General features: G+C 62.3%; 20 protein-coding genes and 2 tRNA genes. 4 read left to right on the forward strand and 18 right to left on the reverse strand.

The window, feature by feature from the left end; translation table 11 throughout:
• Window positions 1–16: 16 nt before the first annotated feature.
• The 5 genes from AC1DYC_RS08600 to AC1DYC_RS08620 form a co-directional block, all read right to left on the reverse strand.
• Complete coding sequence (locus tag AC1DYC_RS08600) at window positions 17–841, reverse strand: tetratricopeptide repeat protein (RefSeq protein WP_477308064.1); 825 nt, start codon at window positions 839–841, stop codon at window positions 17–19.
• A complete protein-coding gene (gene ilvD, locus AC1DYC_RS08605) occupies window positions 828–2552 on the reverse strand; it encodes a dihydroxy-acid dehydratase (protein WP_477405441.1) in 1725 nt (574 codons plus the stop codon). The genes AC1DYC_RS08600 and ilvD overlap by 14 nt, the downstream gene beginning before the upstream one ends.
• 290 nt (window positions 2553–2842) lie before the next feature.
• Window positions 2843–4111, reverse strand: a complete 1269-nt coding sequence (locus AC1DYC_RS08610; RefSeq protein WP_477405443.1) for an OmpP1/FadL family transporter — start codon at window positions 4109–4111, stop codon at window positions 2843–2845.
• A 359-nt stretch (window positions 4112–4470) separates the two neighbouring features.
• On the reverse strand, window positions 4471–7254 hold the full coding sequence (locus tag AC1DYC_RS08615) for a valine--tRNA ligase (RefSeq protein WP_477405445.1): 2784 nt from the start codon (window positions 7252–7254) through the stop codon (window positions 4471–4473).
• 122 nt (window positions 7255–7376) lie between these two features.
• Window positions 7377–7652, reverse strand: a complete 276-nt coding sequence (locus AC1DYC_RS08620; RefSeq protein WP_477405447.1) for a hypothetical protein — start codon at window positions 7650–7652, stop codon at window positions 7377–7379.
• A gap of 203 nt (window positions 7653–7855) precedes the next feature.
• Here AC1DYC_RS08620 and AC1DYC_RS08625 point away from each other — a divergent pair, with 203 nt between their 5' ends.
• Entirely contained in the window at window positions 7856–8488 is a 633-nt protein-coding gene (locus AC1DYC_RS08625) for a bleomycin resistance protein (protein ID WP_477405449.1), read from the forward strand.
• 60 nt (window positions 8489–8548) lie between these two features.
• On the opposite strand, the gene AC1DYC_RS08630 is transcribed toward AC1DYC_RS08625, so the two are convergent.
• The 4 genes from AC1DYC_RS08630 to AC1DYC_RS08645 form a co-directional block, all read right to left on the reverse strand.
• The gene (locus tag AC1DYC_RS08630) at window positions 8549–9469 is read right to left on the reverse strand and encodes a PopZ family protein (protein ID WP_477405451.1); all 921 of its coding nucleotides are present in this window, start codon (window positions 9467–9469) and stop codon (window positions 8549–8551) included.
• A 269-nt stretch (window positions 9470–9738) separates the two neighbouring features.
• Complete coding sequence (locus tag AC1DYC_RS08635; protein WP_477405453.1) at window positions 9739–11130, reverse strand: TolC family outer membrane protein; 1392 nt, start codon at window positions 11128–11130, stop codon at window positions 9739–9741.
• Between the two features lie 186 nt (window positions 11131–11316).
• Window positions 11317–11991 (reverse strand): protein-L-isoaspartate O-methyltransferase family protein, encoded by a 675-nt coding sequence (locus AC1DYC_RS08640; RefSeq protein WP_477405455.1) that lies wholly within the window; start codon window positions 11989–11991, stop codon window positions 11317–11319.
• A 109-nt stretch (window positions 11992–12100) separates the two neighbouring features.
• Window positions 12101–12174 (reverse strand) — tRNA-Cys (locus tag AC1DYC_RS08645).
• A 218-nt stretch (window positions 12175–12392) separates the two neighbouring features.
• Between AC1DYC_RS08645 and AC1DYC_RS08650 the strand changes: the two genes are divergently transcribed.
• Complete coding sequence (locus AC1DYC_RS08650; RefSeq protein WP_477405457.1) at window positions 12393–12596, forward strand: hypothetical protein; 204 nt, start codon at window positions 12393–12395, stop codon at window positions 12594–12596.
• A gap of 23 nt (window positions 12597–12619) precedes the next feature.
• Here AC1DYC_RS08650 and AC1DYC_RS08655 read toward each other — a convergent pair whose 3' ends face one another.
• A complete protein-coding gene (locus AC1DYC_RS08655; protein ID WP_477408219.1) occupies window positions 12620–12880 on the reverse strand; it encodes a hypothetical protein in 261 nt (86 codons plus the stop codon).
• A 231-nt stretch (window positions 12881–13111) separates the two neighbouring features.
• Here AC1DYC_RS08655 and AC1DYC_RS08660 point away from each other — a divergent pair.
• A tRNA-Asn gene (locus tag AC1DYC_RS08660) sits at window positions 13112–13186 on the forward strand.
• Window positions 13187–13445: 259 nt separating this feature from the next.
• Here AC1DYC_RS08660 and AC1DYC_RS08665 read toward each other — a convergent pair.
• Together AC1DYC_RS08665 and AC1DYC_RS08670 are read right to left on the reverse strand one after the other, a co-directional pair.
• Window positions 13446–13715, reverse strand: a complete 270-nt coding sequence (locus tag AC1DYC_RS08665) for a hypothetical protein (protein ID WP_477405459.1) — start codon at window positions 13713–13715, stop codon at window positions 13446–13448.
• Between the two features lie 114 nt (window positions 13716–13829).
• Window positions 13830–14093: a hypothetical protein gene (locus AC1DYC_RS08670; RefSeq protein WP_477405460.1), complete on the reverse strand. Its 264-nt coding sequence runs from the start codon at window positions 14091–14093 to the stop codon at window positions 13830–13832.
• A gap of 667 nt (window positions 14094–14760) precedes the next feature.
• Between AC1DYC_RS08670 and AC1DYC_RS08675 the strand changes: the two genes are divergently transcribed.
• Window positions 14761–16263, forward strand: a complete 1503-nt coding sequence (locus AC1DYC_RS08675; RefSeq protein WP_477405462.1) for a winged helix-turn-helix domain-containing tetratricopeptide repeat protein — start codon at window positions 14761–14763, stop codon at window positions 16261–16263.
• A 386-nt stretch (window positions 16264–16649) separates the two neighbouring features.
• Here AC1DYC_RS08675 and speD read toward each other — a convergent pair whose 3' ends face one another.
• Genes speD through AC1DYC_RS08705 form a run of 6 tightly spaced genes read right to left on the reverse strand, consistent with a single transcriptional unit; the run spans window position 16650 to window position 21769 of the window.
• On the reverse strand, window positions 16650–17033 hold the full coding sequence (gene speD / locus AC1DYC_RS08680; protein WP_477405464.1) for an adenosylmethionine decarboxylase: 384 nt from the start codon (window positions 17031–17033) through the stop codon (window positions 16650–16652).
• A gap of 11 nt (window positions 17034–17044) precedes the next feature.
• On the reverse strand, window positions 17045–18169 hold the full coding sequence (locus tag AC1DYC_RS08685) for a hypothetical protein (protein WP_477405466.1): 1125 nt from the start codon (window positions 18167–18169) through the stop codon (window positions 17045–17047).
• Window positions 18169–19818 (reverse strand): FAD-dependent oxidoreductase, encoded by a 1650-nt coding sequence (locus AC1DYC_RS08690; protein ID WP_477405468.1) that lies wholly within the window; start codon window positions 19816–19818, stop codon window positions 18169–18171. Before AC1DYC_RS08690 ends, AC1DYC_RS08685 begins: the two co-directional genes overlap by 1 nt.
• A gap of 27 nt (window positions 19819–19845) precedes the next feature.
• On the reverse strand, window positions 19846–21357 hold the full coding sequence (locus AC1DYC_RS08695; protein WP_477405470.1) for a polyamine aminopropyltransferase: 1512 nt from the start codon (window positions 21355–21357) through the stop codon (window positions 19846–19848).
• 37 nt (window positions 21358–21394) lie between these two features.
• Complete coding sequence (locus AC1DYC_RS08700) at window positions 21395–21622, reverse strand: DUF350 domain-containing protein (protein WP_477405472.1); 228 nt, start codon at window positions 21620–21622, stop codon at window positions 21395–21397.
• 9 nt (window positions 21623–21631) lie between these two features.
• Window positions 21632–21769: a hypothetical protein gene (locus AC1DYC_RS08705; protein WP_477280944.1), complete on the reverse strand. Its 138-nt coding sequence runs from the start codon at window positions 21767–21769 to the stop codon at window positions 21632–21634.
• Window positions 21770–21777: the final 8 nt, after the last annotated feature.

A 21777-nucleotide genomic window follows, 5' to 3' on the forward strand; every position in this document is an offset into this window, starting at 1 on the left:
GGGGAGATCAGCAACCTTACTGGTCGCCGCCGCCCTTGGTGAGAATGTCGTCGGCCAGCGAAATGGCGGTGCGGCGGTCGGCTTCGCCGGCGGCGGCAAACGCTTCTTCCTGCATGCCGCGGATCCATGGCTGATCGGCCGGCGAGGCGCGTTCGAGCGCGGCCGTCATCATCGCCAGCCCGCGCACGATCTTGCCGCTCTGGAACAGAAGGTTGCCGAGCGTCGCCTGGGCGCCGGCATGGCCTTTTTCGGCGGCGAGCTGGAACCAGCGGCCGGCCTGCTTGACGCTGGCCTTCACGCCGCCCTCGCCCTTCAGGAACATCTGCCCCATCTCGAACTGGGCGTTCGGGTTGCGGTAATTGGCGGCCGCGCGCATGTAATATTCCTGCGCCGCGACCTCGTTTTCCTCGACCGGGCTGCCGGGAATGCCCGTCCTGAGATAGTCGCCCAGCGCCACCAGCGCGTCGGAGACATAGCTTTCCTCCGGCGAACCCGGCTCGACGTCCTGATCGACGATCTCGGAGAAGAACTTGAAGGCCGCGTAGTCGTCGCGCGTCACGCCGTCGCCTTCGGCATACATGCGTGCGAGCTTCCAGGTGGCGCCGATCTGGCCGTTTTCGGCGGCGTATTTATAGGCCTCGACCGCCTGTTCCTTGTGGCCGCTCTTGTAGGCGGAGAAGCCGAACTGGAACACCGCCCACGGGCTCGATTGCGGCTTCACGCCGGTCTTGTCGTCGAACACCTTGTCGTCGAAGGCCATGGCCTGGCCCGCGGCGCCAAAGATCGCAACAGCGACCAGTGCCGGAAGGACAGACGACCTCAACAACTCAGATATCCGCATAGCAATGTGTTTCTTTGGCACCGCCGGGATGGGTGACCGCGCCGTCGCGGGCAGGCCCTACCGTCTGTGCATATTTCCAGATCGCGCCCGACTGATAGTCGGTCGTGCGCGCCTTCCAAGCTTTCGCCCTCGTTGCCAGTTCAGCCTCGGACAGGTCGACCTCGATCGTGCCTTTGGTTGCATCGATCGAGATCACGTCGCCATCCTTCAGCAGTCCGATCGGTCCGCCAACGGCAGCTTCTGGCCCGACATGGCCGATGCAGAAACCGCGCGTTGCGCCCGAAAAACGGCCGTCGGTGATGAGGGCCACCTTGCCGCCCATGCCCTGGCCGTAGAGAGCCGCCGTCGTCGACAGCATCTCGCGCATGCCCGGGCCGCCGCGCGGACCTTCGTAGCGGATGACGAGAACCTCGCCTTCCCGGTAGTTGTGGTGCGTGACCGCCTCGAAACATTCCTCTTCCGAATCGAAACAGCGTGCCGGGCCTGAGAATTTCAGTTCCGTCATGCCCGCGACCTTCACGATCGCACCTTCGGGGGCAAGGTTGCCCTTCAAGCCCACGACACCGCCGGTTTGGGTGATTGGTCGGTTGGCGGGACGGACCACATCCTGGCTATCATTCCAGACAACGTGCTCCATGTTTTCGGCCAAAGTACGGCCGGTCACGGTCAGGCAGTCGCCATGCAGATAGCCGTGGTCGAGCAGCGTCTTTATCAACAGCGGAATGCCGCCGGCCTCGAACATGTCCTTGGCGACATATCTGCCGCCCGGCTTGAGGTCGGCGATGTAGGGCGTCTTCTCGAAAATTGCGGCGACGTCGAACAGGTCGAACTTGATGCCTGCCTCATGCGCGATTGCCGGCAGGTGCAGCGCGGCATTGGTCGAGCCGCCGGTGGCCGACACCACCGTCGCTGCATTCTCCAGCGCCTTCAGCGTGACAATGTCACGCGGCCGGATGTTTTTGGCGACCAGCTCCATGATCTTTTCGCCGGAAGCGAAATTGAAGCGGTCGCGCATCTCGTAAGGCGCCGGCGCACCGCAGGAATAGGGCAGCGCCAGGCCAATCGCCTCGGCGACGGTGGCCATGGTGTTGGCGGTAAACTGCGCGCCGCAGGAGCCGGCCGACGGACAGGCCGCCTGCTCTATCTCCAGCAGTTCGGCATCGCTGACCGTTCCGACCGAATGCTGGCCGACAGCCTCGAACACGTCCTGCACGGTGATCTGGCGGCCGCGATAGCTGCCGGGCAGAATTGAGCCGCCATAGATGAAGATCGACGGCACGTTGAGCCGCACCATGGCCATCATCATGCCGGGCAGCGACTTGTCGCAGCCGGCGAGACCGACCAGCGCATCGTAGCAATGGCCGCGCATGGTGAGTTCGACCGAATCGGCGATGACATCGCGCGACACCAGCGACGACTTCATGCCCTGGTGGCCCATGGCGATGCCGTCGGTGACGGTGATGGTGCAGAATTCGCGCGGCGTGCCGTTGGCGGCCGCAACACCCTTCTTGACGACCTGCGCCTGGCGCATCAGCGAGATGTTGCAGGGGGCAGCTTCGTTCCAGCAGGAGGCGACGCCGACCAGCGGCTGCGCGATCTCGGCCGCCGACAGGCCCATGGCATAGAGATACGAACGGTGCGGCGCACGCGCCGGACCGACGGTCACATGGCGGCTAGGCAGCTTGGCCTTGGAAATGACTCTGGCGTCCATACTCTTCCTTGCCGCGGGCGGTGCGGCCTGCCCCATCGCCGAGCCTTGTGGCGCGTGTCCCGAGACAAATTCGAGGTGCGCCGGGTTTATGGCGGGAAATGGGCAATTTCCTCCAGCGGAACTCTAGCGCGGGGGTTGTTCAGAAACTGTTGCCAAAACGTCACAATCGCGAGAGGCCAAAGTTGTGCGGCGGACTTGCAACGCTGGCGGGTGCCGGGACGACCCGGCACACTCCTGCAAAAGAAAAAGGCCGGGCAACGCCCGGCCTTTTTCTCTTCAATTTTAAAGGCTTACCACTTCACCTTCAACGAGGTTGAAACGGCCGACACAAGATCGTTGCCGAAGTCTGCGGTGTAATCTGTACCATACGTGACGCCATCGCCGCCTACGACCGGATGGATCGACCCGCTGGTAAGCACGCCCAGCGCGCCGCCAAGGCGAACCTCGATGTTCTGGGTCGGCGTGTAGGCGACGCCGCCGCTGACCGTCCAGGTGTCCGTCTGGGCGCTCAGACCGGTGGAGGTTCCGCGATCCCAGGTCAGAGCGGCAGCACCGCTCCACTGATCGTTAAACTTGTGACCAATACCACCTGAGACCGTCCAGCCATCCCGGTAGAGCAGATCAAGCGATGTAGCGCGGGTGGGGCCGGTCGTGGTGCAAGCACCCGGGGCGCCGGTCGGGCAGAATGGTATGCTCTGCAACACGCTCCAATTGACCCACTTTATGGATCCAAACGCGAGCCAACCAGGAGCGATACCTGACTGGAGCTTGAGTTCCAAAGCCTCAGGCACCTCCGAAGAACCGCTTACGTCGGTTATGCGACCCAAAATTGGATTGGTGGGATCGAGGAATCCAGGAACCTGGGTCAGATCAAGCGTGCCCGAAAGGTTGTCGAGCTTGACGGCCGAATTGTAAACAAGGCTGGCTCGCAAAGCGATATCAGGAATCTCATAGGCAACGCCTGCACGCCATCCATAACCGTCGCCCTTGAGATCGAGGCGCCCTATGCCCGTACCAAGAAACGCCGGAAGGGGAGCGACCAGCTGTTCCTTGTAGCCGGAAACGTCCTCGTGGAACACGCCGCCGATGAAACGAATTTGTCCTTTGCCAAGGTCCATCTTGTACGAGCAGGTCCCGCCCACGGCTTCGCTCTTGACCTTGGTCACGATATTGCCGTTCGCACCGGCCCAATTGGCGCCGGGATTGCTGTACGCGCCGATCGGTTGGCCATAATCGATAAGACAATCAACCGGCCCGAGACCGGCCTTGATGCCGACGCTCGGAACCCAATAGCTTTCGGTATCGCGGGCGCTGTTGGAAAAGCCCAACGCGTTGAGAGGGCCGCCACCTTTAGCAGTCGGATCTATGTCCACCACGTTCTTCAGGTCGCGCTGCGGCATCACATAGGTGCCGGTAAACTCGGCCGTGACCGGCGCCGGATCGAACAGCAGATCGATATCATAGCCGCCGCGCTCCAGGCCGCCGGCATGAACGGAACCGATCAGGCCCAGCGAAAAACACCCCGCCCCCAGCAGTGTTTTTAATCGCAAATTGTTCATGGATGTCCTCCCCGAAATACTAGTGCGTCAAGCTAGAACCAATTCGGGTTAACGGCGCAACAATGAATTCACATAGCGTACATGTACACCTGAGCCGGCTGCCTTTCCGGCACAGCGCCTGGTCCCAAAGCCAGGACGAAAAACGGCTTCCCAGGGGCAAGTCGGCGAAAAATTCTGTGAAACCTGTCACAAAAAGCTCAAAAACAAGCCCTTTCGGGGCTATTTGGCCCGATTGTTACATTATGGCAACAATAGGGCCAAAACTTTCCGTTTACGTCAATATTAACGCTACGGAATGCCTGTTTTTCGGGCAAAGGCGCCGCCGCGAAGCACGCGCCGAGGGTTGCGAATCCGGCAACTCAGCCGGCGTCGCGCACCCTGGTCAGAGCCACCGAAAGCTTCTCCTGCTGATCGCGGTATTCGTCGAGTTTTTCGCGCTCGGCTGCGACGATCTCTTCCGGCGCACTGGCGACGAATCGTTCGTTGGACAGCTTCTTGTGCAACCGCGCGATTTCCTCGGTCACCTTGGCCAGTTCCTTCTGCAGCCGCGCCGCCTCGGCGGAGAGATCGATCAGGCTGCCGAGCGGCAGGCAGATCGTCGCCTCGTTGAGCACGATCTGGGCCGAGCCCTTGGGTGCGGCGTCCTGCTGCGATATCTCGCCAATCCGTGCCAGCCGCTGGATGGCGGAAGCATGGCGTTCCAGCCTCTGCTGGGTCTCGGCGCTGGCGCCGACCACCACCAGCGGCGCGATCGCCGCCGGCGGCACGTTCATTTCCGAGCGTACCGAGCGGATGCCGGAGACCAGATCGACCAGCCAGTTGATGTCGGCGGCCGCATCGGCGTCCTCGAAGTCCGGCGACGGCCAGGCGGCGTGGCAAAGCAGCGAATCGCGCGTCCTGCCCTCGCCTGCCGTCTGCGCCCACAATTCCTCGGTCATGAACGGCATCATCGGGTGAAGCAGCTTGTAGATCTCGTCGAGCACGAAGGCGACGCAGGCGCGGCTTTCCGCCTTGGCCGCCTCGTCGGTGCCCATGAACACCGGCTTCAGGAGTTCCAGATACCAGTCGCAGAACAGGTTCCAGACGAAGCGGTAGGCAGCGCCCGCCGCTTCGTTGAAGCGGTATGAGGTGATGCCCTCGGTGATCGCGTGCGACGCCCTGGTCAGTTCGGTAAGGATCCAGCGGTTGACCGGCAGCTTGGCGTCGTTCAGCCAGAAATCGTCATTGCGCGCGACCTCGTTCATCTCGGCAAAACGCGTCGCGTTCCACAGCTTGGTGCCGAAATTGCGATAGCCGGCGATGCGCGCCGGGTCGAGCTTCACGTCTCGCCCTTGCGCCGCCATCACCGTCAGCGTGAAGCGCAGCGCGTCGGCGCCAAACTCGTCGATGAGGTCGAGCGGATCGATGACATTGCCTTTCGACTTCGACATCTTCTGCCCGTTCTTGTCGCGCACCAGCGCGTGCACATAGACGGTGTGGAACGGCTCCTCGTGCATGAAATGCAGGCCCATCATCATCATCCGGGCGACCCAGAAGAAGATGATGTCGAAGCCGGTCACCAGCACGTCGGTCTGGTAATAGGTCTTCAGCTCCGGCGTGTGATCGGGCCAGCCGAGCGTCGAGAACGGCCACAGCGCCGAGGAGAACCAGGTGTCGAGCACATCCTCGTCGCGGGTCAGGATCTCGCCCGGCTTGAAGGTTTCGAGCTTGTCCTCGACCCAGGCTTTCCATGGCCCTTCCAGCGCCAGGTAATATTCGATCGCCGCGCCCAGCGCCTCTTCCTCGGTCTTCTCGACAAAGACGCGCCCGTCCGGCCCGTACCAGGCCGGGATCTGATGGCCCCACCACAACTGGCGCGAGATGCACCAGGGCTGGATGTTCTCCATCCAATCGAAATAAGTCTTTTCCCAGTTCTTCGGCACGAAGTTGGTACGGCCTTCGCGCACCGATGCGATCGCCGGTTTGGCGAGTTCGGCGGCATTGGCATACCACTGTTCGGTCAGGAACGGCTCGATCGGCACGCCGCCGCGGTCGCCGTGCGGCACGGCGTGACGATGCGGCTCGATCTTGTCGAGGAAGCCGCCGGCCTCCATCAGCTCGACGATCTTCTTGCGCGCGACGAAACGGTCGAGACCGTCGAGCTCGTCCCAGACGGCCTGGCGTTCCGGCGTGATCTCAAGGCCGGCAAGGAAGTCCTCGTTATCCCTGAGTTTTATGGCTGCCTCGATGGTCAGGATGTTGATCGCCGGCAGCTTGTGGCGCTTGCCGACCTCGAAATCGTTGAAGTCGTGCGCCGGCGTGATCTTGACCGCGCCGGAGCCTTTCTCCGGATCGGAATACTCGTCCGCCACAACAGGGATCTTTCGGCCGACGATTGGCAGCACGACATTCTTGCCGACCAGATGCCGGTAGCGCTCGTCGTCCGGGTGCACGGCGACCGCGGTATCGCCGAGCATCGTCTCCGGGCGCGTCGTCGCCACCGTGATGAACGTCTCAGGATTTTCCGGATCGAAAACCTTGCCCTCGATCGGATAGCGGAAATGCCAGAGATTGCCGTTGACCTCCTGCGGCTCGACCTCGAGGTCGGAGATCGCCGTCAACAGCTTGGGGTCCCAGTTCACAAGGCGCTTGTCCTTGTAGATCAGCCCTTGCTTGTAGAGCGTCACGAAGACTTCGAGCACGGCCTTGGACAGGCCCTCATCCATGGTGAAGCGTTCGCGCGACCAGTCGGCCGAGGCGCCGAGCCGCTTCAGCTGGTTGAAGATGGCGCCGCCGGACTCGGCCTTCCACTCCCAGACCTTTTCGATGAACTGTTCGCGGGTGAGGTCGCGGCGATGGATCTGCTTTTCCATCAGCTGGCGCTCGACCACCATCTGCGTGGCGATGCCGGCATGGTCCATGCCGGGCTGCCACAGCACGTTCTTGCCGCGCATGCGCTCGAAGCGCACGAGGATGTCCTGCAGCGTGTTGTTGAGCGCATGGCCCATATGCAGCGAGCCGGTGACGTTGGGCGGCGGGATAACGATGGTGAAGGCCTCCGCCCCCTCCTCGGCGCCGGCGCCGGCGCGAAATGCGTCCGCCTCTTCCCAGATTTTGGCGATCTTCGGCTCGACGGTCTTGGCGTCGTAGGTCTTTTCAAGCATGGGAAAATGGTCCGCGCTGTCGGGATTTTGTTGGTTCGGTGTAAATCGGAAGGTCTTGGCCAAGTCAACCGCGGGCGGCAGCCATGACCCATCAACGGCAAATAGGCGTCGTCCCGGTCATTTCAACGCACGCCGTGTCCGCATTCGGCGCAGAGCTTTGCCCTTGGTGTCCGATACAGCTTTCCGCATGCCGGACAGTCGCGGCCGTAGTCGGAGCGGCGGACATGCAGGAGCCAGGACGTATGATGAAGTGTAACGCCGGTGAGTTCGCGATAGCGATCGGCTGCAGGATGCTTCATTTCCGTCCACAGGCCATGCCGGGAGGTGAATCTCTTTACCTGGAAATAGAGAGTTGCAGGGTCGCCGACGACCTCCCGGTACTCTTCGTCGGTCAGCATCGGAACCTTTGCCCGCAATCGGAAGCTGTACGTCAACTCTCGGTCCATCGACCCAGAATAGCGATCGCATATGCCTTTGAAAGGGCAATATGCTTGACGGAGCAGCCTGGCCACCATACCTTGCTCACGCTGCTGTAGGGCGCATCGGCTTCCAGCCGGAGGGGCATTGCCCGCCTACACCACCTCAACCCAGCAATGCGCCCATGCCGACCCTCGAACACCACAAGAAACAGGCCAAGCTCTATCTCAAATGGCACCGCGAACGGCATTATCCCGTCGCCGCTGTGATTGGATGGCTCTTGCCGCGTTTTCACCATCTCAGCGACAGCCAAATCCTCGATCACGGCTTCAAGCTTGCCGATGCCCAGGAACTCGTCGCCAGGAAGTCAGGTTTCGAGAGCTGGCAGGCGCTGAAGGAAGGCCTTCAAACCGTGACCGATCATGCAGCAGCAGACGCCGCAAAACCGCATCTTGCCTTTGCCGAGCCACAGCTCTTTGTCTGCGACATCGCAGCGGCCTGTAATTTCTACCGGCAAAAGCTCGGCTTCGAGACGCGCTTCACCTATGGCGAGCCGCCCTTCTACGCCCAAATCATCCGCGATGGCGCACGGCTCAACCTGCGCCATGTCGACAAGCCTCCACTCGCCGCCAATTCGACCGATGACCTGCTGGCGGCGACGATCATTGTCGACAACATCAAGGCTCTGTTTCTAGAGTATCAGGCGGCCAACGCCCCGTTCCATCAGACATTGCGGACCGAACCCTGGGGCGCCCGCACGTTCATCATCAAGGATCCCGACGGCAACCTCATCTGCTTCGCGACGAGCGCGGGCTGAACTCATCGACAAAAAACGCCGCCTCATGGGCGGCGTTTCGAGAGTGAGCGTTGGGGGAGTTTACTGCGCGCCGCGCGCGACGCGCTCTATTTCCTCGCGCACCAGCCGCTCGACCAGCGTCGGCAGATTGTTGTCCAGCCAGTCCTGCAGCATCGGCCTCAGCATTTCCTCGGCCATCTCGTCGAAGGTCTTCTTGCTACGGCTGGCAAAGGCGTCGGAGAGCTCGCCGAAGGCTGCGGCGACTTGCCGTCCCGTGTGTTCCGAAACGATCGCCGGGCGAACATGCGTTGCATCGGCTTGGCGCGCCTGCTCGCGGTGCGAAGGGCCAGGCTCGAAAGCCGGCTCGGCCGCGAAATCGTCCTCGAAAGCCTCAATCTCCGCAGCAGCAGCCTGCCGCTTCTCGGTCTCTTGCTGCGTGACCTCTTGCTGCCTGACCTCTTGCGGCCTGACCTCTTGCGGCCTGACGTCCAGGGGCTTGGCCACGTCGGCGGGCTTTGCCTGACTGCCGACGGCTGCAATTTCGCGCCGCCAATCGGTGACGATCTGGTCGGTGGTTTCCGCCTTCGGCCGGGCCGGCGCTTCTGCCCTGGCCGCCGGAGCAGACTCGCTGGCTATCCTGGCGCTCACTTCTGCCAGAGTCATCGGCGCATGCGCGGGGGGCGCGACGGCCGTAGGAGCAGGATTTGCCGGCGTCGCGGGCCTCACCGGAGCCGGCTCGGAACGCGGCTCCAACCGTGCCACCACCGGTTCTGCCAGTTGCGCCTGCACCTCGGCCAGCGTCACCGGCTTCTTGCTTTCGGCCGCGCTGTGCAGCTCGCTCCGGAAGGCCTCGACATCCGAGGCCGGCACAAGGTCCTGGCGCAACTCATCAGCGTCACCCGGCTGCTTGCGACCGGTGTCGCTGTCTTCGATGATCCTCCTGATGGAAGCCAGTATTTCTTCCATGGAAGGTTCGCGCTGCGCGCTGCTTGCCGTCGCCATTGTCACATCCGCCGCCCTTGTGACCCGTTTTGCAGATTCCTGTCCGTCAAAGCCGGACACGAATCATGGCGACAGCGTAGCCGACGGATCGCCATCGGAGAATCCCCAATCTCTGGAGACGCGGGATTTCAACAATTTAGACATGGCCCGGACCGAAAACCTTCTTTGGGAAAAGATCATGTCGGTACAAAAGGATAGCGCCGCGCATCCCCGGATGCGCGGCGCTCCAATGCTTCAATCCTGGCGGGTTTTGAACCGCCTAGGGACGATCAGCGGCCGTCCGGCGTGCGCAGGCCGATCCACTTGTCCTTGACGGCCCTGTAGTGCTCTTCAGGCTTGTACTTCACCACATTCAACGCCAGGCGCTCGACCGACAGACGGCCCATGGCCGAAAGGATGGCATAGCTCGCCACGACCACATCGCGCTCGGAGCTGGCGAGGTCGATCTTGGCTGAGATGACGGCGTTCTGGGCGTTCAACACGTCGAGCGTGGTGCGCTGGCCGACATTGCGCTCCTCGATGACGCCGTTGAGCGCCAGTTGTGCGGCGGCGATAACCTGCCGGTTGGCGTCGACGCTCTCCTGGGCGGCGGTGTATTGCGTCCATGCCGACGTCACGGCCTGGCGCACCTGGTCACGGCTGACATCGACCTCGATGCGAGCCTGGCCAAGCGATTCCTTCGACCGGCGAACCAGGGCCGAGGTGCGTCCGCCCGAATAGATCGGGATGGTCAGCGTGGCGCCGATGCTGGCGGACCTGGTCGTACCATTTGGCGACGACCCCCCGGAAGCGGGCGAGTTCTTGGAGTAGTCGTCCGAAACGTTGGCGGAAGCGGTCAGTTGCGGCAGCAGCGCCCCTTCCTGCGATTTCACTGAAAACGCCGCCGCATCGACCAGATGCTCGGTGGCGAGAATGGCCGGATGCTCGGTCGAGGCGATCGTGATCGCGGCATCGAGACTCCTGGGCAGAAGCTTCGCCAGTGGCGACGCCGCCTTGAGCTTACCCGGCTCGTCGCCGACGATCTGGCGGTAGGTCGCGGCACTGGCCAGCGCCTGCGCACGGGCGGCACTCAACTGCGCCACCGCGGACGAGCGCGAGGCGTCGGCCTGCGCCACGTCGGTGCGCGTGCCTTCACCGACCTCGAAGCGCGAGCGCGCCGCGCGCGCCTGCTCGGTCAGGAACTGCAAATTCTGTTCCGTCAGCACCGCGACCTGACGGTCGTGGATGACATCCATATAGGCGCTTGCCGCATTGAACAGCGTGTTCTCTTCGGTGTTGCGCAGGGTCTCGACCGACGCCTTGACCTGCGCCTCGGCCGCCGCGACGTTGTTCTTGGTCTGAAAGCCGTCGAACAGCATCTGATTGATGGTAACGCCGAAGCTGCCAGTGGTCAGACGAGTGCCGGCGATCGAGCCGTTGAGATGCCGGCTGGAGTAGCCGACATCAGCATCCCCGGTAATGACCGGCCTGTACCCCGACTTGGCGATCGGCACGCCCTCATCGGTGACGCGCACGCCCGCACGGGCCGAATTCAGCGACGAATTGTTCTGGTAGGCCTTGGAAAGCGCACCGAGAATGGTTTCCGCCGAGGCGGCTATCGGCGAAAGCGCTGTCGCGGAAATGAGGACGGTAACAAACAAACTCTTGGCTAAGGACGGCACTTTTAATCCCTCATTCGTTTTGCACGGGAACCACGCCACGCCAGCCCACCCCGAGGGATCAGCCAGCGCCGCGTCGATTTATCGTTCCCCCGCTGACGGCCTCCCGAAACACCGGTTAACCAAATCAGCAACGATTGTCCAATCGCAAGCCAACATGACAGCGCCTTTGCTGCAAGGCAAAATCACTTAGAATTCGAACGCGTGAATACGTTCAAATCCCGGTAGTGGCTTAATTGCCGCATTAAATGCCCGTCTCCCGGTTACAACCCCCCCTGCCTTGAAAAACAAGCGGGCCACGCCCGCATTGCCCTGCCCTTCGACAGCCACCAGCCGACCGCCTTCGGCAAGCTGGCCGAGCAGCGCCACCGGCACTTCCTCGACGCTGCCGCCGATCAGAATCACATTGTAGGGCGCCTTGGCGGCATGGCCCTGCGGCAGCGGCCCGGTGACCACGGCGACATTGTCGCAGCCCTGCGCCGAGAGTGCGGCCTTGGCCGTTTCTGCCAGTCCGGCATCGCTTTCCAGCGCAATGACGGATTTTGCCAGCCTCGACAGGAGTGCTGCGCAATAGCCTGTGCCGCAACCGACATCGAGCACCGAATCGCTCGCGTCGATCTCGGCCAGCTGCAAAAGCTTGGCCAGCGGCGACGGCTCCATGAGGTAGCGCGCACCGCCGCCATCGCCGCCGTCGGAGATGCGGATGTCCTCGTCAATGTAGGCAAGAGCCTGTTGCGCCGCGCCAACAAAGGCCTCGCGCGGAACGGCAAGCATGGCGTCGAGCAATGCCGCGTCGGTCACGTCGGTGGTGCGGACCTGGCCGTCGACCATCTTGACGCGAAGTTCGGAGAAATCAGCGCTCATGTCCCAACCAATCCGTCAAAAACCAATGCGCTGAAATGCGCTTGCCGCGCCAACACTGCGGCGCATTCGACCGGAACTCAAGCCCCCGCCGCGCGGGAGCTGAAGCAACTGGAGGCCTCGCCCGGAATCGAACCGGGGTGCAAGGATTTGCAGTCCTCTGCGTAACCACTCCGCCACGAGGCCTCGTCGCTCCCGGCGAGCGAACTCAATATGGTGGCGACGAAAGGTCGTCAAGCGTCCGCGCAGCATTCCGGCGCGCTTTCCGCGTCAGCCTCCGCAACGTGGTTCCCGAGCGGTTCAACCGCTTGGCGCACCGGTATATTAGCCACTCGTTAAGCATGACTGCCTGGCAGGCGAAACTCAAACCCGCACCTTTACGTTGCGGGAGGTGGAGGTAGCCCATGCAAAGGGCCGCGGCAGACCGGAAAATCAGCCCTTCGCGCAGATTGTCGCTGCTGCGCTGCCAACAGCTTGTGCACTACGCCATCGACTGCCTCGCCATCGAGGGTGCAAACCAGCTTTCGCCGCACGATCGGGCGCGGCTGGCTTCCGCCGCCGCCATTCTCAAGGAAATCTGCGAGGGGCTGGAAAGGCGCGGCCGCTGAGCCGGCACCGCGCGCCGCGTTTCTCAACCCGGCCGGCGCCGTCGTTCCCACCAGACCACGAACCGCCGCCGCTGACGCCGCACTGCGGCAAATTCGTAGGAAAGCACCAAAAGACCGAGCGGAATCATCCAGAAGCCGAGAATCGGCAGGAAGCCGAGAAGACCGAAAAACACCAGCACGATGCCGATGGCGATCCTGAGGCCGCGTGAGCGCGGCATGGTGAACTCGCGGCCGAACACCGAGATTTTCCGCGCCGGTTCCTGATTTTCGCCTGCTGCAGTCATGTCGAACGTCGATCCGGTTGCCATCAACAAACCCATATGCACCAAAGGCTGCAATCGCCTTTTTGGTTCCGCCGACCGGGGCCGGACGGCATTCCAGACGGCTCATATGTGGTGTCATCAGGCGATTGCCAAAAACCATTGCATGAAAAAGCGCTAAAAAATGCGAAATGCTTCTTTGCAAAGCCGAAACGGGTTTGCTATAGGCTGCGCCACTCACATGAGAGCCTCTGTTCCCCGGTAGCTCAGTGGTAGAGCAACCGGCTGTTAACCGGTTGGTCGCTGGTTCGAATCCGGCCCGGGGAGCCAAATTTTTTCAAGCACTTACCGCACATGCAAAATCGCCATTTTGGGCGATAGGTACGGTTTAGGTACGCATCTCTTTCGCTGGGCCCTGATCTATACGCGAAGGAGAGAATGAGCATGGTCCGCGTTTTGGCGATCTGATCGCATCAGACTCGGGCAACATTGAATTGGTTTCGCTTGGCCATTGGCGTGGCATTCGGTGTCGCCATGGGTTCTGGCCGTCGCCGACAAAGAAAGACCCGGAAGCCGAAGCAGCCGTCAATCATTGCCAGTTCGAAAACCACGGATCGGTGTCATACCCTAAGCGCGGATTATAATGATCCAGGAAGTTTGCCGCGTTATTTGACGGTTGCGCAACGACGGTGCGGGTCGATTTGCACCCCGCTTTCGAGGTCGGCTTTCTGCCAGCCTTCATATGAGCTGCAGAGCACGAGGTTGCAGCCTGAGCGGTGGCCACCTTTTTCTTCTCTTTCGCAACAGCCGCTCCGGTGGCTGCCAATACCAGTGCTACGCCAAAGACAACGAGTTTCATTGCAACGCCCTCACCCTGAACATCCGAAATGATTGTGCCTAGTTGACCTGACGTCAACAGTATTTTGTCGGCAACGACGGCGAACAGGTGCCACCGAATTATTATCTGGCATCTTCAAGCGCGCCCTTGTGGCGGCGAAGCTGCGCGCTTGATCGGCCGTTTTGTGGCGTCCGGAACGGCTTCGTTCGCATCCTGCTCAGTGTCCCGCCGCCCGTAGACGAGCCCAAACACAAGCGCGAAATACCCCACCTGCACCACAAAAGCGGCGATGACGCCCCAGATCACACCCTTTCCGATGGACCCCGTGTCGAGATAGACCCAAGCAGCAACGACCACCGACGTCGCCAGCATTCCCACCAGAAACCGCGGAAAATACATCGACCTAAGCCCCTTGCAGCCGTTCCCCAACGGCTCCCCACATCCTTCTGACCATTATTTAGTATTTTAGCAATCGCGCAAGTACTGCTGTTCGGCCGCTTGCGCAGCAGCCCTGAGGGAGAGCCTTGCGGGATAAGCGCTCTCGCGGAAATCCTGCAGCCAGGCGGGGTGCGTGTCCTCCCGGCAGGGCCATACGCGATCACACCATACCCTTGATTGGTGGGGCCGCTACGCTTCATGGGCGGCGGACCCCATTTCCGCCTTAAGGCCGGCGCCACCCCAAAAGCCACCCAGGCATACCCCAACGGCGCCGGCCACTTTTCCCGGAACATTTCCACGACACCGACCTTCGCCTTGATGGCGATCGTCACCGGGATCTGCAGTGGTGGCCCTGCTTGTCGTGCTGCTGTTCATCCACGCAGCTCGAGACCTTCAAAGCTCGCCCAGCTATCACCGGTTGTGTCGCCGCCTGCACAAAGGCTTCCAGCGCCTGACCAGCGGTCGCAATGTGCCCGGTCGCATTGGATGTATTGTCCCTCGTTGCGGCGCCCGGGAGTGTACCTACGACCTCTACGCCCGGCGCGCGTTCAGGGAATAAGCCTCGAAAGCGACCAGAGGCCGGTGCCGAAACTGTTCCGAAAACTTCCGAAACGTCTAGTATGCCCACATGCAGGGGACTCGCATCGCCTTTGGTCCGTTCGTACTCGATCCCGACATCGGGACGCTCCTCAAAGAGCAGATCCCGATCGCTGTCGGGCATCGTGGGCTGACGCTGCTTGCTGCGCTTACGGCACGGCCGGGTGAGATCCTGACCAAGGCCGAGCTGATGGATGCTGCCTGGCCGGGGACCGCCGTCGAGGAAGGCAACCTTACCGTCCAAATCGCGACACTAAGAAAGGCACTCGGTCCGGCGGACAATGGCAGCGAGTGGATCGCCACGGTGCCTCGCATCGGCTACCGCTTCACCGGGACTGTCGAGCCGGTGGCGAGCGCATCGCGCAGAGCGATACCACCGTCCGGCAAGCCGTCGATTGCGGTGTTGCCTTTTGCCAACTTGAGCGGCGATCAGGACCAGCAGTATCTCAGCGACGGCATAACCGAGGACATCATTACGGAGCTGGCCAGGTTCCGCTCCCTCCTTGTCATCGCGCGCAATTCATCTTTTCAGTTTCGCGATCCGGCATTGGACATTGCCGAAGTCCATCGCAAACTCGGCGTTCGCTACCTCGTCGAAGGCAGCATGCGAAAGCTCGGTGATCGCATTCGGATCACCACACAGTTGATTGACGCCGCCACCGGCACCCACCTGTGGGCCCAACGCTACGACCGGGCCCTCGACGACATCTTCGCTTTGCAAGACGAGGTTGCGGCTCTCATTGCCTCGATGGTGGAAGGCCAAACAGAGGCCGATTCGGCGAGCCGGACCAGACGCAAGCCTCCGGCCGATTGGGATGCATACGACTACTACCTGCAGGGGCGCGCGCACTTCCACCGATACGAAAATGACAAGGCCGAGCCCCTGTTCGTCCGGTGTGTCGAGCTCGATTCGACGTTCGCCCAAGGCCACGCTTTCCTCGCACAGGCCCTTGTTAGCCGATTTTGGTACGACAACGATCCGCGGACGCTGCAGAAAGCCTGGGACTCGGCACGAACGGCGCTCGCTCTCGACAGGAGCGATGGCGTCTGTCACCAGAGCATGGGGCTGGTGCTTACGCATATGCGCCAGCACAGCGATGCGGGAGTGCATTTCGAGCAAGCGCGCTCGCTTAACCCGCTGGACGTGAACATAGCGGGGGACTACGCAAGCTGGCTCAACTACGGCGGACGGGCCGACACGGCGCTGAACGTGCTCGAAGCCGCGCTCCTGCGCGACCCGTTACCTCCGATATGGTTCTGGGAGGTGAAGGGCAGCTCGCTCTTCCTGCTTGGAAGGTACTCCGAAGCCGTCGGTTCGTACCAAAAAGCCGGCGATCAATTCTTCATTCATGCCTTCCTCGCAGCCGCGTACGCACATTTGGGCGAGACGCAGAAGGCGCGCGCTGAAGTCGAGGAAGCACTGACGAGGAAACACGACCTGACTGTCCGGCTGATGTCAGGTCTCCCGTTCGCCGACAAAGTCGCCCTCGAGCTTTTCACCTCAGGCTTCAGAAAGGCCGGTTTTCCCTGTTGAACGCACCTTTCGACAGGCTCGATCAGTCGTCGAGCATGGCTAGCCGGCGGACATCAGGTACATCAAAACGCTCACTGCGGCAGCGACTGCTGTGCCACCCAGGATCATGGCAAACCGTTTCCGCTTGCGGGTCTTCACGCGCTGTTTCTGGTCGGTCCCAAGGTAAGCGCTATAGAGGCGCCGTCCGTCCTCTCCAAAGCGGTCGCTATTTGGGTAAGCCTTCCTAGGCTTAGGTCGCGGTCGAAGTATTTTCATCGCCCAATTCAACGAAGACCCGTCATCTCGCGTCAGTTTAGCGACCACTCATATGTGCACTCAAGCCTTGATTGGTCTCGGCCCGTAGCGGAGTCACAATCTCGCTGTTGGATCTATGTTGGCGGCAATCCTCATCCCCGCCGGTGCTCCGTTATCCTCGTACTGCCCGGCGCGAACCAGGCCTCCAGCACCGGCAAGGCTGCTCGAGGGTCGCAGCGGCCGCACATGAAGATGTCGAGGGCCGCATAGTCGATCTCGGGCCAGGTATGGATGCTGATATGGGATTCGGCGAGCAACGCGACGCCGGTAATGCCGCCGCCATCGCCGAAATTGTGCAGCATGACGTCGAGCACCGTGGCGCCGCAGGCTGCGGCCGCCTCGCGCAACGTACGCTCGATGCCCTCGGCGTCCAGCAGGCCGCGGCACTCCCAGAAATCGACGAGCAGATGCAGACCAGGCGCGAAGGGTCGATCCTCTACGGTCTGGGCCTGATCGGTCTGGTTCTGATCGGTCACGGGGATATCCATCAGGACCGCCCCGGTTCTTGCGCGAACAGCACCCGCTTCCAATTGGTGTCCCTTGTCTGCATGCGCCAGATGAAGGCATCCAGGATGTAGTGGGTGGCCTGGGGCATGGCAAGCAGCGGCGCCAGCCAGATCAGTGCATCGGAAGAACCGAGCGACGGCAAGGTCGCGAAGATGCCGAACAGGCCGCCATGCTCGCGCCAGACGAAGCCGTCCCAAAACCCCTCCTCCAGATAGGCGAGGCCGAAAAGAACGGCCATGTAGACAGGCACGGCCCGCCAGGTGAACAGATGGGCGATCCATGGCGCCAGGAAGGAACTGTGCCCGCCTTGCAGCCGCGCTTGGTTGCGGCCATAGCCCCAGATCAGCGCGATATAGGGGATGCCGTGGGCGATGATGTTGGTGCCGGTGAAGACGAGGTCATTGTCAAACAGCACGATGCCGATGAACCAGGACGTCGCGGTGCCGACGAGCAGCAGATTGCGTGGCAGGTTGAAGCCGATGCTGCGGCGCAGCAGCGCGGCTTCCTTGACAACGTAGGCGACCAGGATGGCGCCATAGGCGAGGCCGGCGATGGTGGCGAGCAGCGGCAGGTCGAGGCGGATGAAATCGCCTTCGATAAACCAGGAGAATTGCCGCTGGTGGCAATGCCAGTAGATCAGCGGATAGAGCGTTGCGCCGTAGATCGCCGCTATGTCGATGCGGCGGAAGAGCGGCGGCAGGCCGCGTTCCCGGCGGGCATAGATCATCATGAACCCGTATTGCTGGCGCACGAAGTGGAACACGGCGGCATAGGCGAGCACACGCCAGAACACCATGCTGCCGCACCAGTAAAGCAGGCAGCCGCCCAGCCAGGCGAGCAGCGGCGTGAGGCCGTAGAGCCACGGCCGCGCGCTCAACTCGGCACGGTCGAGATAGGTGCGAAACAGGGTCGAATAGACGTGCGCCACGTCGACGCCGACCACGAGCATCAGCCAGACCCAGGGCGACGTCTCGCTTGCCGCGCCGCCGAACAGCGACCAGGCCAGGGCGGCCAGCGTCACCACCAGCGCCGGCGCCAGGATGAAGCCGAGGTCGAAGCGGGCGGAGAATATCCAGGGTTGGGCCTTGAGCAAGGAATGCGCCATCACAGCACCGTCTCGAAGGGATGGCCCAAATGGGCCATGGCATTCTCGGCCGCACGAACCCCGTGCGTATAGGCTTCCTCGAAGATGGAGACGCCGCTCATGTCGGAATGGGCGGTGAAGATAGGCGGCTTCTGCGCGAGACCCGCGCGCCGCTGCGCGCCCCAGATGAAGCCCGGCACCGGTCGTATCATCGCATGCCCCCAGACCCAGACGTCGGCTCGCACGACATGGCCTTCGAGCTCGGGGTGGACAGCCAGAAGCTCCTTGAGGAAGATGTCCTGCCAGGCCTGTAGCGGCCGCGCCAGGGCCTCCCGGCGTGCCTCTTCCGGCGGCAGGTGGCTGAGCGGCCAGTAATAGGTCAACACCGTCTTCGTGGGACGCATCTGCGTGATCTGGTGGGTGGCCACGACATAGCCGAGCAGTGGGCTGTCGAAGACGACATTGTCCCAACTGAGGCCTGCCCCCGTGCCGCCGGGCAGACTGTCGAGCGTGATGTTGGCCACCACCCAGGGCGCATAGGAAAAGCCGGCGGCAAGGGCGGCATTCTTCATCAGCCGCGCGGTAACGAAATGCGGCGTCGCCAGCACCACCGCCTTCGCCTCGACGCGGAAGGTCTTGTCCTCAGCCGCATCCCAGACGTCGACCGCCACGCCGTCACCAACCGTTTCGACGGCAAAGGCCAGCGCCCGCGGCCGCACGCGCGGGCCGAGAACCTCGGCGAGGCGGCGCGTGAGATAGCCATTGCCTTCCGGCCAGGTGACCAGGCCCTGCTCGTCGGCATCGGCCGCCCTGCCGTTGCGCGAGGCGAAGTAATGGATGCCGGCCCAGGCCGAGACATCCTTCGAGCGCGTGCCGTAGTCGTCGCGGCAGCAATAATCGACATACCAGGCGAGCCCCGGCGAACGATAGCCTTCATGCTCCATCCAGGCCGTCATGGAAATAGTGTCGAGGGCCATCAGGTCGGCGTCCTGCGAGCTCAGATCGAGCGGAATGGCGAAGGCGCGCCGGCCGTCGCTGCCGATGCGCCGGCGAAAATCGCGCATCGTGGCGAAGAAGCGCCCAGTCTCTACCTCCTCCTCCGCGGTGAGGCCTATTGCCGGCACCAGGCCATCCTGCCAGCGCCCGTAGCGGTAGAGGCGCTCGGTCGGGTCGGCGCACAGCGCATACTCGTCGTAGACCGGTGCACCCGTCGGACTGTGGCCGGTGATGATGCCGAAATCCTCGAACAGTGCCCGCACCGCCTTGGCTTCCTGGGTCAGCAACGGCACGTAGTGGGCGCCCCAGGGAAAGCCGCTGACCTCGTTGCGCCCGCTGGCGGCATTGCCGCCGGGACCGGCTTCGAGGTCGAGCAGCAGGAAATCGTCATAGCCGGCTTTGGCGAGGCGGTAGCCGGCGCCCAGGCCCGCCACGCCTCCGCCGACGATGACGACATCGGTGCGGCGGATCTCGATGGGTGCAGCGAAGCTGCCGCCGCGCAGCCTGTGGCCGATGGAGGAGGAGGCGCCGACAAGGTCACCGGGCACCGCGCCCTCCCCGCCGCCGGACAGCCCATTTCCGGCCAGCAATCCGCGGCCGGCCAGCCCGGACCCGACAAGCCCGAGCGAGGCGGCTCCAAGGGCCAGGAACTGCTTGCGGGTCATCCGGCTCATGGCAAGGCCACCCCCGCGTGCCGGCTTTCAATAAATGAGGTAATCGCCCCACTCCTCGTCGAAATAGCGCACCAGCGGCTGGTCATCGAGCCGCTGGATGGCCGTAATGACATGCGCCATGTCGGGCGGAAACTGGAACATCGCCTTCATGGTCGGCAGGTCGAGAAAGCGCAGCCCTTCGGGCAGGTGCTGGGGCACCTGATAGGGCGAGAAGGATCCGATGATGAAGCCCCACTCCCCGAACGACGGCACGAAGAGATGATAGGCGGCGGTCTGGTAACCGGCAGCTGCCAGCGTGTTGTCGACGCACCAGAAGGATTTGCGCGCGATCAGCGGCGACGTGCTCTGGATCACCACGATGCCGTCGTCGTTCAGGGCCGATTTCAGCTGGCGGTAGAAGGTGAGCGAGTACAGCTTGCCGATCGAGAAGTTGGAAGGGTCCGGCAGGTCGATGATCACGGCATCGAAGCGCTGATCAGCGGGCTTGCGTTCCCGCAGCCACAGAAAGGCGTCGGCATTGATAAGTGTCAGCTTGGGCGAGGACAGCGCGCCGCCATTGAGGGCCGTCATCATTTCGTTGCTGGAGAACAGGCGCGTCATGGCGGGGTCGAGATCGACCATGGTCACCGCCTCGACCGCCGGATATTTCAGAACCTCTCGCAGCGCCAGCCCGTCGCCGCCACCGATGATCAGCACTTTGCGCGGCGCCTTCAGCGCGCTCATCGCCGGATGCACCAGTGCCTCATGGTAGCGATATTCGTCCAGCGAAGAGAATTGCAGGTTCGAATTGAGGAAAAGGCGGATGTCGCGCTGCTGGCGGGTGACCACGATGCGTTGGTAGGGCGTCGATTCGGCAAAGATCACCGTGCCCGGATAAATGCTCGCCTCAGAGATCGACTGGATGCGTTCCGACCAGACGAAGCCGGCCGATAGCAGCGCCAGAACCGCGAAGGCCGCGGCCTTGTGCGCGCCCCGCCTTGGTATCATCTCGGCCCTGTTGGCATAGAGCATCCAGATCGCCACCATGGTGTTGAGGATGCCGAACAGGAAGCCGGAGCGGATCAGGCCGAGATGCGGCACCAGCACCAGCGGGAAAAGCAGCGAGGCGAAGAGCGCGCCGATATAGTCGAAGGTAAAGACCTTGGAGACCAGGTCCTTGAAGGTGAGCCGCCCCTCCAGGATGCGCAGCAAAAGGGGAATTTCGACGCCGACCAGGATGCCGATCACGCCGACCAGGAAATAAAGCCAGAAGCGGAAAGAGGCGACCTGGTCGAACAGGATGAAAAGCGCCGCGGCCGAGGAACCGCCGATCACCCCGATCAAAATCTCGATGCGGACGAAATAGGCGAGCAAATTGCGTTCGATGTAACGCGAGAGCCACGACCCCACGCCCATGGCGAAGAGATAGGCGCCGATGATGGTGGAGAACTGCGTGACGGAATCGCCGAGCAGGTAGCTCGCCAGCGTGCCGGCGATCAGTTCGTAGACCAGCCCGCAGGTCGCGATGACGAAGGCCGAAAAGAGCAGCAGGATTTCCACGAACGCGCCTTACGCCAACCTGGCGGAGAGTAGCCCGTCAGCCATGGATGGCCGAGGCGATGATGATGGCGATGCCGATCGCCACCGACCCCAGGAAAACCGCCAGCGCCATGTTCTGCTTCTCGCAGATTTCCTTCCAGACGTGCACCTTCGGGGTCAGCAGGTCAAGCAGCACGAAGGCGACGACGAAGACGACGAGGCCCAGGCCGGAATACACCAAAGAGGCAACGACGAATTTCAGGTCAATCAGGCCGTTAGCATCCATTGAAGCCTCCTATTTGTGGTATGAGTTGACGTCGCGGTTGGCGGCCTGCTTGCCGTTGAACATTGCGGTCACGGCATAGCCGTTGAAGTTGGCCGTCGACATGCCGAGAACGACCAACGCGGCATAGATCATCTGTACCTTGCTCATGTCTTCCC

This window comes from Mesorhizobium sp. P2_E7 (assembly GCF_056403855.1).